Origin of the sequence: Stenotrophomonas sp. 2694 (assembly GCF_040548715.1) — a bacterium.
Classification (GTDB): Bacteria; Pseudomonadota; Gammaproteobacteria; order Xanthomonadales; family Xanthomonadaceae; genus Stenotrophomonas; species Stenotrophomonas indicatrix.
On the sequence record NZ_JBEPSG010000024.1, the window covers coordinates 30,993 to 48,636 of the forward strand.

Annotated in this window: 13 protein-coding genes; 3 read left to right on the forward strand and 10 right to left on the reverse strand. The window is 65.7% G+C overall.

What is annotated here, in order from left to right:
* Positions 1–30: 30 nt before the first annotated feature.
* On the forward strand, positions 31–288 hold the full coding sequence (locus ABIA73_RS19010; protein WP_032976752.1) for a DUF2789 domain-containing protein: 258 nt from the start codon (positions 31–33) through the stop codon (positions 286–288).
* 141 nt (positions 289–429) lie between these two features.
* On the opposite strand, the gene ABIA73_RS19015 is transcribed toward ABIA73_RS19010, so the two are convergent.
* The 5 genes from ABIA73_RS19015 to ABIA73_RS19035 form a co-directional block, all read right to left on the reverse strand.
* Positions 430–3,345: a TonB-dependent receptor gene (locus ABIA73_RS19015; RefSeq protein WP_354276158.1), complete on the reverse strand. Its 2,916-nt coding sequence runs from the start codon at positions 3,343–3,345 to the stop codon at positions 430–432.
* A 168-nt stretch (positions 3,346–3,513) separates the two neighbouring features.
* Positions 3,514–4,455 (reverse strand): FecR family protein, encoded by a 942-nt coding sequence (locus ABIA73_RS19020; protein WP_354276159.1) that lies wholly within the window; start codon positions 4,453–4,455, stop codon positions 3,514–3,516.
* Between the two features lie 103 nt (positions 4,456–4,558).
* The gene (locus tag ABIA73_RS19025) at positions 4,559–5,059 is read right to left on the reverse strand and encodes an RNA polymerase sigma factor (protein ID WP_354276160.1); all 501 of its coding nucleotides are present in this window, start codon (positions 5,057–5,059) and stop codon (positions 4,559–4,561) included.
* An 85-nt stretch (positions 5,060–5,144) separates the two neighbouring features.
* Positions 5,145–5,621, reverse strand: a complete 477-nt coding sequence (locus ABIA73_RS19030; RefSeq protein WP_354276161.1) for a hypothetical protein — start codon at positions 5,619–5,621, stop codon at positions 5,145–5,147.
* A complete protein-coding gene (locus ABIA73_RS19035) occupies positions 5,621–6,112 on the reverse strand; it encodes a hypothetical protein (protein ID WP_025874162.1) in 492 nt (163 codons plus the stop codon). The genes ABIA73_RS19030 and ABIA73_RS19035 overlap by 1 nt, the downstream gene beginning before the upstream one ends.
* A gap of 182 nt (positions 6,113–6,294) precedes the next feature.
* Between ABIA73_RS19035 and ppa the strand changes: the two genes are divergently transcribed.
* Entirely contained in the window at positions 6,295–6,831 is a 537-nt protein-coding gene (gene ppa / locus ABIA73_RS19040) for an inorganic diphosphatase (RefSeq protein WP_354276162.1), read from the forward strand.
* Positions 6,832–6,982: 151 nt separating this feature from the next.
* Positions 6,983–8,104 (forward strand): HDOD domain-containing protein, encoded by a 1,122-nt coding sequence (locus ABIA73_RS19045; protein ID WP_025874160.1) that lies wholly within the window; start codon positions 6,983–6,985, stop codon positions 8,102–8,104.
* A 318-nt stretch (positions 8,105–8,422) separates the two neighbouring features.
* Here ABIA73_RS19045 and ABIA73_RS19050 read toward each other — a convergent pair whose 3' ends face one another.
* The 5 genes from ABIA73_RS19050 to thiC all read right to left on the reverse strand — a co-directional run bounded on the left by ABIA73_RS19050 (position 8,423) and on the right by thiC (position 17,577).
* Complete coding sequence (locus ABIA73_RS19050) at positions 8,423–11,311, reverse strand: TonB-dependent receptor domain-containing protein (RefSeq protein ID WP_025874159.1); 2,889 nt, start codon at positions 11,309–11,311, stop codon at positions 8,423–8,425.
* A gap of 49 nt (positions 11,312–11,360) precedes the next feature.
* On the reverse strand, positions 11,361–12,260 hold the full coding sequence (locus tag ABIA73_RS19055; RefSeq protein WP_025874158.1) for a helix-turn-helix transcriptional regulator: 900 nt from the start codon (positions 12,258–12,260) through the stop codon (positions 11,361–11,363).
* Between the two features lie 115 nt (positions 12,261–12,375).
* Entirely contained in the window at positions 12,376–14,700 is a 2,325-nt protein-coding gene (locus tag ABIA73_RS19060) for a winged helix-turn-helix domain-containing protein (RefSeq protein ID WP_354276163.1), read from the reverse strand.
* Between the two features lie 259 nt (positions 14,701–14,959).
* Positions 14,960–15,631 carry an ion channel gene (locus ABIA73_RS19065; RefSeq protein ID WP_032976761.1) on the reverse strand — a complete coding sequence of 224 codons (672 nt, stop codon included), beginning with the start codon at positions 15,629–15,631 and terminating at the stop codon, positions 14,960–14,962.
* A 101-nt stretch (positions 15,632–15,732) separates the two neighbouring features.
* On the reverse strand, positions 15,733–17,577 hold the full coding sequence (gene thiC, locus ABIA73_RS19070) for a phosphomethylpyrimidine synthase ThiC (protein ID WP_025874155.1): 1,845 nt from the start codon (positions 17,575–17,577) through the stop codon (positions 15,733–15,735).
* Positions 17,578–17,644 lie beyond the last annotated feature (67 nt).

Genomic DNA, 17,644 nt, shown 5'->3' on the forward strand with positions numbered 1-17,644 from the left:
AGGTTCCTTTCCATTGCCAGGGCACCACCGATGATCACCACCGAACCGCGCATGACCAACCTGTTCCTGCAGCTGGGCCTGGATGCCAGTGCCGAGGGCATTGCCCGGTTCATCGCCGACCATCAGCTGGCCGCCGGCGTGGAAGTGGCCGATGCCCCGTACTGGAACGAAGCCCAACGCCAGTTCCTGGCCGAATCGCTGCAGGCCGATGCGGCATGGACCACCGTGGTGGACGAACTGAATGAAGCGCTGCACGAAGCGGCGGTGAAGGCCGCGACCGGGCTGTAAGCGCCTGGCGGCAGCGCCGGGCATGGCCCGGCGCCCCCAGTAGATCCACGCCATGCGTGGATGACCGGACCCGATGGGGCCAGATCCCTTTCCCCGGGAAAGGGATCCGCCCCCTCCACCGGTGCAAGCGTGGAGGGTTGATCAATACCGCCAGGTAAAGGCCAGTCGCGCAGTCCGGCCAGGTGCGGGCATCACGCCCAGCGCCAGCGGATCCAGGTAGTAGCGGTCGGTCACGTTGTCCACGTTCGCTTCCACCGACAGCTGGTCGTTGAAGCTCCAGCTCGCAAACAGATCCACCAGCGTGGTCGGCCGGTACAGCTGCTGGATCGCCGACAGGCCGACGTTCCATTCCTTGTCCAGCTTGCTGATCGGGCCAGCGTTGTGGACCACGCGGGTGCCGAAGGTCAGCCGCTCGTCGAACAGGCGCGAGCCCAGGGTCAGGTTGACCATGTAGCGCGGCGGGTTCTGGGTGTTGCTGTAGGAGCCTTCGAAACCACCATCAACGCAGTCCGGCGTGCCGACCAGTTCCTCGATCCTGCGCTGGACACCGTAGGCGCGGCGTTCCGCCGCGATGTCCGGTGCGCAGGTCTTGGCCTTGAAGTAGTAGTGCGCCGACAGATCGGCAAACACCTTGCCGCTGTCATAGCTGGACTGGAACTCCATGCCCGACACCTTGAAGCGGTCGACGTTGCGGATCAGTCCGGCCGACAAGGTGCGGTAGTCGCGGGTGATCAGGTCATCGATGCGGGTATCGAAGTAGGCCAGCTTCAGCGCCAGGCGGTCACCGGCAGTGAACAGGTCGTGCTGGATCGTGCTCGCGCCCAGTTCCCAGCTGTGCGCACGCTCGGGCTTGAGTTCATCCACCGGCTTGGCCGCGGTGAACAGGCCGAGCGTGGTTTCGAACAGACTCGGCAGCTTGGTGCCTTCTGCGTACTTCAGGTAGACCATGCTGTCTTCGCTGAAACGGAAGGCCACACTGGCGGTCGGCGAGAACGCGCTGTCACGACGGCGGATCGGCTGCGACCAGGTCCAGCTCACCGGTACCTTCAGGTCCTCCGCGGCGTCAGCGTCATGGAAGTTCCAGCCACCGATGTCACCGACGGTGCCCTTCTTGTACGGGGAGGCCAGCAGCGACTCCTGGGTGAAGTTGCCGTTGGCGTCCGGATACCAGTTCAACAGGGCGATGCGCTTGGCCCGCCACGACGGCAGCTTGGGATTGCCGTTGAGCAGTTCGGTGTAGCGGTATTGACCCTGCACTTCGTATCCGTCCGGCGTGGCCAGGCGGTTGCGGTCATGCACGTCCACGCGGTTCCAGCGCCCACCCAGCAGCATCTCCCAGTGCTCGTCCGGTGCCCACTTCAGCGATGCAACCGCACTGTATTCCTTGCGCTCGGCATTGCGCAGGAAGCGGTTGTTGACCAGGTCGTCGTGCATGATCGGCCCAGACCTGCCCGGGGCGATGTCCTCGTCGCTGTAGGACAGGCCGTAATCGAGGGTGAAGCGGCCGGCACTGCCGTCGAACACCGAGGTGTTGCTGGCGTCCAGGCCGAAGCGCTTCTGCCGCAACGGGTTGCGGTAGGCATCCTTGTAGCCGGGATTGCCACTGAAGCTGGGTGCGTCGTACCACTCGGTGCGGCGATCGAAGTACCAGGGGGTGATGCCGGTCAGACTGTTGTACATCACGCTGTCGGCATCGGTGTACCACGCGTTGACGCGCAGGTCGATCAGCTCGCTGTCCGGGTTGAACCGGTAGCGCAGGCTGTAGCTGTCCATGTCCACATGGCCCGGGTCCCACTGCGGCACGCGGTCGCGGTCGACGCGGATGATCTGCGACGCCATGATCTCGCCCGCAGTACCTTCGTAACGACGATAGCCCGCTTCCAGCGTCTGCGCGTCGTCGATGCGCCAGGTGCCCTTGAGCAGGGTCGACTTCGAGCGCGAGGAAGTGTTGAACACTTCGGTGCGTGGCGGATTCAGCGGCGCCAGCGTGCGACGGGTCTGCGGAAAGTCGTCATAGCCGTGCTTGCCGGAGAAGTAGTTGCCGTTGTCGCGGTATGCATAGGCGGCCACCAGGTCGAAGCGGTCCCAGTGACCGGCAGCGGCCACGTTGAAGAACTGGCTGCCGGTGGCACTACGATCGCTGCGCGGCGCGGCTTCGTAGCCGGGCAGGTTGTTGGCGCTGCCGTTGGCCAGCCCCCCGCGCACGCGCACGCCGACATCACGCCCCTCGCGCAGCACGTCATCGACATTCAGCGTTTCCATTTCGACCACGCCACCGATGCCGCCGGAGGCATTGGCCTGCAGGCTCGGGCCCTTGGTGATGGTCAGGCGCGAGATCAGGTCCGGGTCGAGATAGGTGCGCTGCGACTGGCCGGCATAGCCACGGTAGGTGTCCATGCTGGACTGGCCACCGTCGATGATGACCGGCACCCGGCTCTGGCCCTGGATGCCGCGGATGTTGACGTCGAAGCCGTTGCCCACGCGCGGATCGCCCGCAGTGACACCGGCCACGCCCTTGACGATGTCGCCGTTGGACGTGCCGCGGAAACGCTCCAGCGCGACGCGGCCGATGGTGGTGGTCGACCCCACGCTGCGGTAGCTGTCGAGCAGGCGCGCTTCATCGCTGACCGCACCGCCCTGCACGCGGTCTCCGGCCACGCTGAGGGTATCGGTGACGATCACGCCGCCCGTCTGTCCCGCCGCAGCGACCTCCAGCGTGACCGCATCGGCGCTTACCCGGCGCACGCTCAGGCCGCTGCCGCGCAGCAGGCGGGCGAGGGCCTCGTCGGCTGACAGCGTGCCACTGACCGGTTGCGAGATCACGCCCTTGGCCAGCGTGCTCGGATAGACCACCTGCACACCGGACTGGCGCATGTAGGCGCGCAGTGCATCGTCCAGCGGTTGGTCGGGAATATCAAAGTGCTGGGCCGCTGCCGGAGCAGCGCTGCTGGACTGCGCCATCACGGCGGGGGCGGCGGTTGCCAGGCCGGCGGCCAGCAACGCGATGCACAGACGGGACGGGCGCGGTGCGCGGCCCGGGCGGCGGAATTCGTACATGGGGGAACCTGTCAGAGAAGCGTGGCCGCGGGCGCGGCATCATCCGCGCATGCGCGGACCCAACGACGTACGTGGCGGCGGCGGGTACGTTCGTGGATGAGACGAGTGGCGGCGCGCTTTCCCCAAGACCGATGCGTTGCATCCGCTACATCCGCGCCTGGCGTGGTACTACCGGTACACGATCGCCACGCCCAGCGGCAGGCGGGCGACCTGCAGGCCGGCGGTGGCCGCCAGTGCATCCAGTGCCTGCTCCGGATGATCGACGCGCAGCGCCGCGCTCACGGCTGGAATCATGGAAAGATCGCCGCGCACGAAGGTCGGCCCTGCGCGATAGCGGCCGACCGCGTGCACGGCGTCGGCCACACTGGCCTGCTCCAGCAGCAGTTCGCCCTGGCCCCAGGCGCCGACGCCGTCCGCAGCAACGTCAGCCAGGCGCTGCACGCCTCGGTGCTCGCCATAGCTGGCACGTTGCCCCACCTGCAGATAGGTCCAGCCGCCATCGACAGGACTGGCCACGCGTACCCGGCCCTGCCCGACTTCGGTCTCCACCCCGGCCGCAACGTGGGCGACCGTGAAAGCTGTGGAGATGTCTTCCACTACACCGTTGCCAGCAGCAACGCTGAATCGCCTCTGCGCATCGGGCGCCACGTCGAACCAGGCGCGGCCACGCAGCAGTTCAACGCGACGGCGCTGGTCATCGAAGTGCACGGCGATCGCGCTGTCGGCATCGAGCACAGCGCGGCTGCCATCGGGCAGATGCACATCCTGCACCCGGTGGTCGCTGCGATGATCCGCCTGCAGGCGCAGCCAGGCATCGGGCCAGGCCACCAGCACCGCCAGCGCAGCGGCCGTGGCCATGGCCCAGCGCAGCCGCCGCGGACGGCGCGCTGCCTGCCTGCGTTCGGTGGCGGCCGGGCGCGGGCCCACACTGCGCCACAGCATGCGCTCATGCTCGAACGAACGCCGATTCGCGGGCTCGGCCAGCCACTGCTCGAACGCGTCCATGCGCGCGTCGCTGATATCGCCGGACGCCAGGCACACGATCCAGTCCCTGGCCTGTTCGGCCACGGCATCATCGGCGGTGCTGCGGGGTGTCGGGGGCGGGCTCATCGGCTGGCAGGGGACACGGTCAGAGGTGGGCGGAAGGACTAGAGCGCATGGGGGGCCTGCGAATCAAGACGCATGACGGGTGTGCGCCCCCAAGCCGGATCGTTCATCGGCCACTGCGCGCCCAGGCAAGCCGCTGCAGCGCGGTGCGTACGTGGTTCTCCACCGTGGTCACCGACACACCGAGGCGCCGGGCGATGTCGGCCTGGGTCAGGCCCTGCAGGCGATTGAGATGAAAGATGGTGCGCGTCGGCTCGGGCAGGTGGCCGGCGGCATCAAGCACACGCTGCAGTTCATCCTGCGCCATCACCTGTTCCTCGGTGGAGATCTGCTCGTCCTCCTGCCACAGGTAGTGCTCGGCCAGCAGGCGGTTGCGGCGCGTCGATTCGCGGCCGTGGTCGGTGGCGAGGTTGATGGCCAATCGATAGAGATAGGCGCGCGGATTGTCGATGCCCTGGCTGCTGTCTACCCCACGCGCCTTGAACCAGACCGCCTGGATCACGTCTTCGGCCCCGCTGTCGCCGCCGAGGATGCGCTGCACGCGTCGCAGCAGTACCGGTCGTTCGCGGATCAGCAGTTCGGTCAGGGTGAGGGCATTGGAGGACATGCGCGGAGCCAAGGGACGGACAGGGCGGCGCGCATGCTACTCCGTTAATGCGAATAAATCACGTTTGCATTCGCAATCATCGACGTCAAAGACAGTCTGTCAGCCCGTCATAGACGCTCCTGCTCGTACCGGGCAAGGGCGCGTGGATCGCCTCATCCCCGGAACCCACCTGCCAGACCTGCAGGAGCTGCTCCAACCGGGTTCCAGATGCCAGCGGCAGCACGCATGCATAGCTGCCAAGGTCGACATCGATCCGTCCTTCCTTCCGCACCCAGGTATCGCTGCCGGCGAAGGTCCAGATACAACTGCCGACCACACCTGTCGCTCGCTCCACCGAACAGCGCAGGCGCATGGCCCACAGGTTGTAGTACTGCCCCTCGCAGAACGTGTCGCCGCAGACATCATCGAACCCGCGCACCAGCATCCGTTCGGCGGCCAGGAACCGCTCCCGGCCGGTCGCTGGATCGGGATAGTCACGGGCGTCCACGAACGCCGGCGCGGCCTGCGCAGCGCCAACCACCATCAGACCGCAGAGCAGCCATCGTGCCGGGAAAGTGCGCATCAGGCGTCCCTCCCCTGCGCCCGCAGGCAGTCGGCAAGCCCGTCGAACAGCCCATGATCGAGCCCGGGCAGCGGTGCCATCAGCCCATCCGGCGCCTCCAGCGCGGCAAAGAAGGCTTCAACCGGCACCCCGGGCCGCATCTCCACCGGGCAGGTCCAGCGACCGTTGTCGACCTGCACCTGGCCGGTGTCACCCTGCACCACCAGTTCGCTGGCCGCCAGCACCCACACACACCGCTGCACCGTGCCCCGATGGGCCAGCACCGCACAACGGAACTCCATCACCCGGTAGTTGCTGTAATCGCCTTCGCAGAAGGTATCGGCGCACACACGGTCGAACGCCTGCGCAAGCGCTCCCTCAAGCGCGTAGGCCCTGTCCCACCCGGCCTCCCGGGTCGGGTAGTGGATCAGGTCGACATGCGTCCCGCGCGCGAGCGCGGCCAACGGAGCAAGCAACAGCAGGACGCCGCAGCGCCAACGATTCCAGTTCATGGCAGGTCTCCTCGGTTCAGGGTTCCAGCCTGCCCCGGCCGCCCGGCCGGCCCCATCGGGAAACCCCGGCCTGGCCGGTCGTCGGCTACCGCGACGGCCCGTCGGCGCCCCACCCTGCACAGCGACCGGCAAAGGCATAAAATGGAGGGCTATCCGTCTACATCCCCCACCTGGAGCACACCATGGGTCTGGAACTCGTCTCGCCCGGCAAGAACCCGCCGGAAGAAATCAACGTCATCATCGAGATCCCGAAGGATTCCGAGCCGGTGAAGTACGAAGTGGACAAGGAAACCGGCGCGATCTTCGTCGACCGCATCCTCTCCACCCCGATGCGCTACCCCTGCAACTACGGCTACGTGCCGAGCACCCTGTGCGGCGACGGCGATCCGGCCGACGTGCTGGTGGTGCTGCCGCTGCCGCTGGTCCCGGGTTCGGTGGTGCGTTGCCGCCCGGTCGGCGTGCTGAAGATGAGCGATGAGGCAGGCAGCGACGAGAAGATCCTGGCCGTGCCGGTCACCAAGGTGTTCGGCGGCTACGCGCACGTGGAAGACATCGAGCAGGTGTCCAGCCACTGGCTGGAGCGCATCGGCCACTTCTTCGAGCACTACAAGGACCTGGAGAAGGGCAAGTGGGTCAAGCTGGACGGTTGGGGCGGCGCGGACGAGGCCAAGCAGATCCTGATCGAGGCGCACCAGCGCCACCTCGACAGCAAGGCCTGAGACTGAACAGCATTGCTCCGGCGCACGGCGTCGGAGCGATGCGGGTCACGTTTCATGACGGCGGCACATCACCTTTGCCGCCGTATTAGGTAAATTGCGTCACTTCACACGTCATCGACATCGACCGTCGAGACAGCCAGGGGAATGTGTCGTGCGTATTCTGCTTGTTGGGGATACAGCCAGCCTGCCGGCTGAGCTGACCGAATTCATTGCCGATCTTGGGGAAGACTGGCAGCCGTTGACCGCCACCGATGGCCATGCCGCGATGACCGCGGTCGCCACCCAGGGCGTGGACGCGGTGATCGTCTGCCCGCAGTTGCCTGATCTCAACGCGACCACGTTGCTGGGACAGATCCGCACCTTGCGCCCGGAGACCATCCGCATCGCACTGGTCGATGCACAGCATGGCAACCGGCCGCCGCCGGCACGCCTGATCGGGGTCGCCCATCGCTTCCTGCCATTGCCGCTGGCACCAGAAGTACTGCTGGAAGCATTGACCAGCCTGGAAGAGCTGCGCGAAGTGCTGGACAGCCCGCGCCTGCGCGATGCCATCGGCCGCATCGAGAAGCTGCCTTCGCCGCCGCACCTGTACCTGAGCCTGACCCAGGCACTGGAACATGACGACGACGCCGACAGCGCCGATGTCGCCAAGCTGGTCGCCGCCGACCCGGCGATCGCGGCCAAGGTGCTGCAGCTTTCCAATTCGGCGTTCTTCAGCCAGGGCCGCACCATCGCCGACCTGCGCACCGCCGTGACCCGGCTGGGCCTGGCCACGCTGCGTGACCTGGTGCTGGCCAGTGAGGTGTTCTCCGCGCCCACCTTGTCCGGGGCCGAACGCAATTCGCTGCAGCAGCGTGCCTTGATGGCCTCGCGGTTGGCCGCACGCCTGCTGCCCGACTCCAGCGCCGAACTCGGTGCCACCGCCGCCCTGCTGGCCGACATCGGCCTGCTGCTGCCAGGCGTACGCAACGAGCGCAGCGAACCGGAGCCGGCCGATGATGATCGCCCCGGGCATGCCGAAGCCGGCGCCTATCTGCTGGGCCTGTGGGGCCTGCCGATGCCGATCATCGAGGCGGTGGCGTTCCATCTGCAGCCGCAGCGCGCCAATACACGCAGCTTCTGGGTGACCGGTGCGGTGCACGTGGCACTGGCGCTGGTCAACGGTGACCCGGTGGATGAAGAGTATCTGCAGCGCGCCGGTGTGCTGAACAAGCTGCCGCAGTGGCGCGAGCACGCCAACAGCCTGATGGGGCTGGTGCCGAGCGAGGCCTGAGGCACAGCGTCAGGCGGGTACGAAGGGGACGAAAGGCAGGCCGTGTGGCCTGCCTTTTTTCGTTGTGCCGGACGTTCATCCACGCATGGCGTGGATCTACTGGAAGTGACCGGAAGTTCATCCACGCATGGCGTGGATCTACTGGAAGTGACCGGACGTTCATCCACGCATGGCGTGGATCTACACGGGCATGGATCAACCGTCGGTGACCGGAGGTTCGGCGCGCGCGGCGTGGACAGCCGCGTTGCTCGACCGCACAAACAAGAAGGGCGGACCTTGCGGCCCGCCCTCCTCTTTCTGCTGTCACGCTTCGATGGATCAGAAGCGCTGGGTGTACTTCATGTAGTAGTAGCGACCGATGTCGAAGCCACCGTAGTAGGAGAAGCTCGAGTTCGGCTGGCTGTACATGACCGGGCCTTCGTGGTTGAACACGTTGTTGGCACCGACCGAGACCGTAGCCTGCCACGGCAGGGTGTAACGCACCTGCACATCGTGGAAGGTGTTCGAACCAACCTTGCGGGTCGGCTGGCCCAGGGTGTAGGCCGAGTTGAAGTCAGGCAGGTTGCACTCGGTGTCGTAGGAGCACGGCTCCTTCATGCTCGAGTAGTAACGCACGGCCCAGTTGACGCCCAGGTTGCCCAGGCTCCAATCGACATTCAGGTTCGAGCGGACGCGGAAGTTCGCACCCCAGTCGCCGGTTGCCCAGCTGGTGTGCTGCTCGACCGGAGTCTCGGCTTCGTTGTCGCGCTTGTACTCGAGGTAATCGACGTAGGTGGTCTTCCAGTCAACCACGATCTTGCCGAAGGAGAACTCCGGCAGGCGGTACTTGATGCCCAGGTCGTAACCTGCGGTTTCCTGGTAACCACCGTTGATCAGGGTACGGGTAACGTCGACCACCTGGTTGACGGTGCGGCCTTCGGTACCGCGGCTGAAGCGGTCACACGCCGAAGCCACGCCCAGCACGTAGCACTGGTTGAGGATCGAGGTCACCGACTCGGCGGCGATCACGTTGTTGATGCGGATCTTCCACCAGTCCAGGCTGACGTCCAGGCCCTGCACGAAGTTCGGGCTGTAGACCAGGCCGGCAGTCCAGGTCTTGGAGGTTTCCGGCTGCAGTTCCGGGTTGGAACCCGACTCGAAGGCGCTGTAGGACTGGGTGCCCGGGCCGGTCGACTGTGCGCCACCGGAGGTGATCTGGCGGAAGTTCGCCGGAACGCCACGTGCGCCGCAGGCCGCGGCAACCGACGGATTGCGCGAAGCCGAGCCGAAGCTGCTGTCGCACGGATCAGTGTAGGCGTCGAAGGTCTGCGAGGTGCCGCCGTACATGTTGGCGATATTCGGCGCGCGGAAGCCCGTCGAATAGGTCGCACGCACCAGCAGGTCGTCGATCGGCTTCCACTTCAGGCCGAACTTGCTGTTGATGGTGTCGCCGAAGGTGTTGTAGTCCGAATAGCGACCGGCCATGTCGAGCGACAGTTCCTTGGCGAACGGCATGTCGGCCAGCACCGGCACGTTCAGTTCGACGTAGAACTCGTCGAGCTTGTAGCTGCCCTTGGTCGGTGCGCCGGCCAGGTCGGTGCTCAGGCCCGACTGCAGCAGTGCATCCGGGTTGTACTCACCGCTTTCCTGGCGGTGCTCGTAACCGGCAGCGATGGCCAGGTCACCGGCCGGCAGCGTGAACAGCGAACCGGAGATGTTGGCGCTGTAGGCCTTGGTGGTGTTGGTGTAGGTGTCGTGGCTCGGCAGGAACAGGTAGGCCTGCAGTGCCGGGTCAGCCAGCGAACCGTTGCCGGTGGAGCCGTACGGTGCGAGCGGGTTCCACGGGGTGCAACCGGCGATCACCTTGCCCGGGGTGCCGCAACGGGCAACGTCGCCGTCCATGAAGGACGGGCCGACGGCGTTCTGCACGTTCGGGATGAACAGGTTGCCGGTGCCGGTCTTGACGCCCTTGTTCTGGTTGTAGACGTAGCCCACGTCCCAGTCCCAGAACTTGTCGGCGAACTCGAACGAACCTTCCAGGCCGGCCGAGAAGCGGAAGGTTTCCTGCTCGGATTCGGTCTGGCGCGGGAACTCGGAGGTGCGACGGATGAAGTTCGCGTCCTTGCCCAGCGGGTTGTAGATGCTGTCGGCCGACAGCGGGGTGCCGTAGACCTCGGACTGGTACGGGTAGCCGGCAATCTGCGAGGTCGCGGTGCGCTTGGTGTACAGCACGTTCGCGGTGGCGCGGATGTTGTCGGTCAGGTCGTAGTTGCCGTTGGCAAAGACCGAGCGACGGGTCAGCTTGTTCTGCAGCCACATTTCCTGGCTGGCATTGGTGTAGTCGGCGGTGCCGAACTCACGGAAGTCGCCCATGCCGTTGCCGGCACCGGTATTGGCACGGGTGTACCAGATATCGTCGTTGGCGTCCTTCGGGGTACCCATGTCGTCGATCAGCACGCCCTGGTTCGACGCCGGCGACCAGCCATTGGCATCGTCGTCGGTCGGGAACGGGTGGAAGCGGCCGTTCGGGTAGCGGCTGAAGGAACGATCCTTGGCCTTGACCTCGTCTTCCTTGCTGTATTCGGCGCCGAAGGTGATCGAACCGCGCTCACCGGTCTGGCCATAGACGAAGTTGTAGACCTGCTTCTGGCCGTCGCCCTGGCCGTACTGGCCACCGTAGACGCTGGCTTCCAGGCCGTCGAAGTTCTTGCGGGTGATGATGTTGACCACGCCGGCGATGGCGTCGGAACCATAGATGGCCGATGCACCGTCGGTCAGCACTTCGATGCGTTCCACGACCGAGGTCGGGATCGAGGCCAGGTCGGTGTAGCCGCCGGTGCTGGTGCCCATGCGCTTGCCGTCCAGCAGCACCAGGGTGCGCTCCGGGCCGAGGTTGCGCAGGTCGACGTACTGGCCGCCGACTTCTTCGCCCGAAGACAGGGCATCGGCGCGGCTGATCGCCGGCGAACCGGTCGCCGACAGGTTCTGCACGATGTCGGCAACGCTGGTGAAGCCCTGCTTTTCAATGTCGGCGCGCTGCAGCGCGATCACCGGCTGCGCGGTTTCCATGCTCGCCTGGCGGATGCGCGAACCGGTGACCGAAATGCGGTCCAGGTCGGTCGTGCCGCCGGCAGCTGCGTCCTGCGCCGAAGCGAAGGACGGTGCCAAGGCAAGCGCAATGCCGGCCGGCAACAAGCCGAGCCGCACTGCAGGAATACGAACGTTCATCAATCTCTCCAAGGTACGTGTTAGTAGCGTGTTAAAACGCCGTAGCACGTTACGATTGCGTTGCAGCGCTGTATTTGCGCGACACAACCGGAGACTTTGCGGAGTGTGGCGGAAGCTGTCCGTCATTCTCGCGGAAGCGCGAGGCGGACTGGCCGTAGCGGGCGCGGAAGGCACGCGCGAAGCTGCAGCAGTTGTCGAAACCGCTGGCGGCAGCGACTTCGCCGACCATCATGTCGGTATCGCGCAGCAGATCGGCCGCACGTTCGAGGCGCAACCGTGCCGAAAGCGACTGCGGGCTTTCCTCGTACAGGCTCTGGAACGTCTTGGAGAGATACCAGCTGGAGAAGTTGGTCAGCTCGGCCAGTTCGCCGATGCGCACCACACGGTGGCTGTTGCCTTCCAGATACAGGCGCGCGCGCTGCATGCGACCAAACACCTGGCGCTTGCGGCTGCGCGAGCGGCCCGGGCAACGCTGTACGTTGTCGGCCAGGCTGCGCTGCAGACCGGCCAGATGCAGCAGCAACGGACGCAGTGCCTGCGCCGGCTGCCCGCTGGCGAGGGCGTCACGCCACAGGCGCAGCGCCACCCGCGCATCAGCGCGGTTCATCTGGCCACGACCGGCGTACAGGCCGCAGTCGGCCATTTCGGTCAGCACGCGCAGCGCTTCCACGTTCAGGTTCATGCCCACGCACAAGCCGTTGCGTCCGGCCTGGACCAGCGGCCTGGACTCCTTCTCGAACGCGATCCACTCGCCCTGGCGAAGCCGGAACCGCCCTTCCTTGGCTTCAACCCACGAGGTGCCGCGCACCTGCATCCAGACGCTGAAACTGGTGCCGGCGGTCTGCAGGCTGCCGAGGCGGGCAACCCCCATGCAGGTCGGCGCGACATCGTCGATCGCCTTGTCCAGGGATACGGTTTGGCCACGATCGGCCAGCGAGAGTTGACGCATAGGGGCACCACGGATTTGCCAAGTACAGGCCTCCGTTTTGCCAAATGAGGTGACAGCGCGTCAGGAAAGACTGCCGAGATCGCCACGAATTCGCGGCGAGATCGTCACGAAGAAATTACGAAGGCCCTTTCTCGTTCAAGATCAATAATTTGGAGAATGCCGGGAACAGTGCGGGCGGTTGTTCGGGCAGTCGCATCACACCGATGTCGGCACCATCGCTGATGGCCAGGGCCAGGTACAGGCTGTTTCCGTCGGCACTGGCGCTCAGTCCATTGCCCGCGCTCAGCCGCTGAGCGTCCAGGCAACGCTCGGCTTCTTCGCGTCCGGACTGGATACGGACCAGGGTCGTGCCGCAGCTGGCACTGCTGCCCAGGTAGTCGATGCTGCCGTTGCCGGCCACTGTCCAGGTCCGGTAGCGCCAGCGGCTGGGCCGGTCCTCACTGACCTGCTGCACGCTGGCAGGGGTCAACGTCGCGTCCACCGACCACAGCCCACCGGCTGCCAGCCGGGTGAACAGCACCCGCCCGGTACTGCGGTCGAAGCGCGCCTGCGATACGCCTTCCAGGCTGGCCAACCGCCGCCATGGCTGCGCGCTGCGGTCGAACAGGCTCAAGCGGGTGTGCTGGTCGGCATCACGTTCGACCACCAGCAACTGCTCCGCGTCTGCGCCGTACAACGCCTGCAATGGCTGCTCGGCGGGAACCGGAAGGCGATGCAGCTGTTCATCGCGCGGTGCGATCTCGTAGACAACCGCTTCGCCATGCTCATCGCGGCCCACCACCAGCAGATGCCGGCTGTCGGCCGACCAGTCGGGCGCCTGCCGTGCCTCGGGCTTCAGCCCCTCGATCGGCCGCAGCGACTCCGGCCGCTGCATGTCGGCCCACCACAGGGCGAAGCTGCCGGAACGATCGGAACTGAACACCAGTTGCCGCCCATCCGGTGCCACCATCGGTTGCCCGTCGCGGCCACTGGAGGCGAACAGGCGCTCACCGGCACCGCCCTGCGCGGGCATCCTGAACACCCCGAACTGCGCGCGCCGATGCACGAACGCCAGCATGTCACCGCGGCGGGACACTGCCGGCCACTGCGCATCGTCGAGCCCAGCGTCGCGCAACGTGCGGCGCTCGACGTCGAGGTAGTACAGGCGTGCTTCGCTGTCCACGCGGCGACCGAACACGATATGCCGACCGTCGCCCAGCCACGCCCAACCACGCAGTTCGGCCGATTCGGTGGTCAACTGCTCGGGCGTGCCGCCGCTGGCAGGCATCCGCCACAGGTCGCCCAGCTGAGGGTTGCGGACAAACACCAGCCATCGGCCATCCGGGGAATAGCGCGGGGCGTAGTCGAAATCATCCTCGTCGACAGCGTACTCCAGCGCACGCCATTGGCCGGTGGCCAGATCGAGCACGCGGATGCCGCGATGGGCATAGCGACCGACCATGCTGCCGAAGACCAGACCACGACCATCGGGCGTCCAGTCGAAACTGAGCAGCTCGGTGCCGTCGCAGCGCGTGGCCTGGCGCACGGCGCCGCCGGTGGCGCTGGCGATCAGCACCTGGCAGCTGGCATCGGCACCAAAGCGGGCGAAGGCGATTTCGCGGCCATCGGGCGACCAGTTCGGGAAGCGGTCGCTGGCACCTGCCGGTGGCGACAGCAGCTGGCGCGCGGGGGCATTGCCGGAGGTCTGCACCTTGATGGCGTTGCCGCCGGCGCCATCGTCGTTGGCGCCTTCGTAGGCGACCTGCGATCCATCAGGAGAAAGTGTGGGATAGGTCTCAAAACCGGCCGTCGCGGTAATCAATCGATACGGCCGCTCAGGGCTTCCGATCACCCGCGTGCCGTTCTCCACTGCCGCATCCACCGGAGAATTCACCGGCGCCGGGCGGCGCAGCAGCAGTACGCTCAACACCACCAGCGCAAGCAGCATCACCACGCCCAGTGCCAGCAGCAAGCGACGGCGCAGACGGCGCCAGCGGCGGCTTCCGCGTTCAACCACCGGCACGCCGGCGGGAGCTACGGCATCCGGCGCAGGCGGCTGTGATGCGGTCGAGTCCTCTGCAACGGCGATCGCATCGGTCTCGTGGTCCGCCAGCGGCTGCACCGGCACAAGCAGGCGGTAGCCGGTCTTGGCGATGGTCTCGATGTACGCCTGGCCGTTGTCGTCGTCGACGCTGAAGGCCTTGCGCAGCTGGGTCACGGCCTGGGTCAGCACATCGTTGGTCGGCAGCGTGTCCGGCCACACTTCGGCGAACAGCTCGTCACGGGTCACCACCCGCCCCGGCTGCCGCATCAACACGCGCAGCACGCCCAGCGACTTGGGCGTCAAACGGCGTGTACGGCGGGCACCGGCGACTTCGACCTCACGCGAGGACAAAGTAACGATGCACTCACCGACGCGGACGCGGTCGGATTCAGGCGACTGGATTTCGCTGTTGATCATTCGTTGCTATGGGGCTGAAACAGGCCGCAAACACTGTTCACCATCGATCCCTTCCCATCCTTGGCACAGCAAGAAGCCAGATTCCGCACAAAGCATCGGCGCATACCGCAAAAAAAACGAAGCCTCCGGATATTAGCCTATGCGAGTTACCTCGCCTATCGCGTGGTCGACATCAGGCTCTCTCTCGCCGACGCATTCACATAATACGCATCATCATTCGCGCCCTTTTGGGCGCGATATTTTTATCTGGCGTTCATTTTCAGAAGCGTTTCAGCATGGTCAGGCCAACCAGCCGCGAAACCACCAGCGCTACGTACATGACGCCGGAAAACTGCTCCAGCATTACCAGCGCGCGGGCCTGCGGATGCAGTGGCACGACGTCGCTGAGACCTACCCCCGACAATAAGCTGAAGCTCAGATAAAGCAGCTCCATCCATGTGCGCTGCGCGCCGCCACTGGCGCCCTGGAAACTGCCCGGATACCACTGCTGACATACGGCAAAGGTAAAAGCGAATGCCCATGCCAGCAGAGTGAACGTGGCACCGGCGGCGAACAGCTCGTCGCGCGTCACCTTGTGGTCCTGCAGCATGTAAGCGATCAGCGCACCGGCGGTGTAGAAATACAGCAGGCTTTCCAGCAGCTGCGCGGTGATGCCCAGTGCAGGCCGGTCGAGCAGGGCCGCCGAAAGGGAAAACACCACCGCCGGGATGGCCAGCACCAACGCCAGCCATGTCCCCAGCGGGCTGCGCTGCACCACCCACAGTGCCAGGCCGAGCACGGCCATGCCGAATACGCCTACTGCCGCGCGCCCGGCAGCGGTTTCGTCCAATGCCGGGTACAGCAGTACCGACAGCAGCTGTGCGCCGAGCAGCCAGGCAGAGGGATGACGGCGGGCGATGGCCAGCCAGCGGGTGGTGACGGCAATGGGCATGGTTCCGTGTCCCCGGGGAACGATGGGGCGAGGATAGCGGCATGTCGGTGAGTTGGGTGACTGGACGGTGCCGGGCATGACCCGGCACTGCCCATCTGCGATCAGCCCTGCTGGTACACCTCGGCGCCGGCCGCCCGGAACTGCTCGGACTTTTCCTGCATGCCCTTCTCGGCGTACTCGCGCACGTCCTGGGTGATCTTCATCGAACAGAAATGCGGGCCGCACATCGAACAGAAGTGGGCCAGCTTGTGCGCGTCCTTGGGCAGGGTCTCGTCGTGGAATTCCTTGGCCTTCTCCGGGTCCAGGCCGAGGTGGAACTGGTCTTCCCAGCGGAATTCGAAACGTGCCTTGCTCAGCGCGTTGTCACGCACCTGCGCCCCCGGATGCCCCTTGGCCAGGTCAGCAGCATGGGCGGCGATGCGATAGGCCATGATGCCGTCGCGCACGTCCTGCCGGTTGGGCAGGCCCAGATGCTCCTTCGGCGTGACGTAGCAGAGCATGGCAGTGCCGAACCAGCCGATCATCGCCGCACCGATCGCGCTGGTGATGTGGTCGTAGCCCGGTGCGATGTCGGTGGTCAGCGGACCGAGCGTGTAGAACGGTGCCTCGCCACACTCGCGCAGCTGCTTGTCCATGTTCTCCTTGATCAGCTGCATCGGCACATGGCCGGGGCCTTCGATCATGGTCTGCACGTCGTGCTTCCATGCAATCTTCGTCAACTCGCCCAGCGTCTCCAGCTCGCCGAACTGCGCCGCATCGTTGGCATCGGCGATGCAGCCAGGACGCAGGCCATCACCCAGCGAGAAGGTTACGTCGTAGGCCTTCATGATTTCGCAGATGTCTTCGAAATGCGTGTAGAGGAAGTTTTCCTTGTGGTGGGCCAGGCACCACTTGGCCATGATCGAACCGCCGCGGCTGACGATGCCGGTAACACGCCTGGCGGTGAGTGGCACATAGCGCAGCAGTACCCCGGCATGGATGGTGAAGTAGTCCACGCCCTGCTCTGCCTGTTCGATCAGGGTGTCGCGGAAGATCTCCCAGGTCAGCGCTTCGGCGCGGCCATCGACCTTCTCCAGCGCCTGGTAGATCGGCACCGTACCAATCGCCACCGGCGAATTTCGGATGATCCATTCGCGCGTTTCATGGATGTGCTTGCCGGTGGACAGGTCCATCACCGTGTCGCCGCCCCAGCGGATCGCCCACACCAGCTTTTCCACTTCCTCGGCAATGCCCGAGGACACCGCGCTGTTGCCGATGTTGGCGTTGATCTTGGTCAGGAAGTTGCGGCCGATGATCATCGGCTCGCTTTCCGGGTGATTGATGTTGTTGGGCAGCACCGCACGGCCGCGGGCGATTTCCTCGCGCACGAATTCCGGGGTGATGATCTGCTGGATCGACGCACCGAATGCCTCGCCAGGATGCTGCTGCAGCAGTGCGGCATCGCGGATGGCTTCCAGCCGCTGGTTTTCGCGGATTGCCACGAATTCCATTTCCGGGGTGATGATGCCGCGGCGCGCATAGTGCATCTGGGTGACGTTGGCGCCGGCCCGCGCGCGACGTGGCAGGCTGCGCGCGGGAAAACGCACCGGGTCCAGCTTCGGATCATGTTCGCGCGCGCGGCCGAACGAGGAGCTGAGGCCGTCGAGCTGCTCGGTGTCGTTGCGCTCCTCCACCCAGCCACGGCGCAGTGCCGGCAGGCCCGCGGACAGGTCGATGCGCACGTCCGGATCGGTGTACGGGCCGGAGGTATCGTAGACAGTGACCGGTGCGTTCTCTTCGCCGCCGAACACGGTCGGCGTGCGGGTCAGCGCGATCTCGCGCATCGGCACCTGCAGGTCCGGGCGCGAGCCAGGCACGTGGATCTTGCGCGAGCCGGGAATGGGCCGGGTCACGGATTCGGAGAGTTGCTGGGCCTGTTGCTGCAGGGCGGAGAGCTGTGCGTTCATCGGGCATCGTCCAGGAAGGTCAGGGACGAAGCGGCGGCGCACTGCACCCGCGCCCGGACGGCACCAA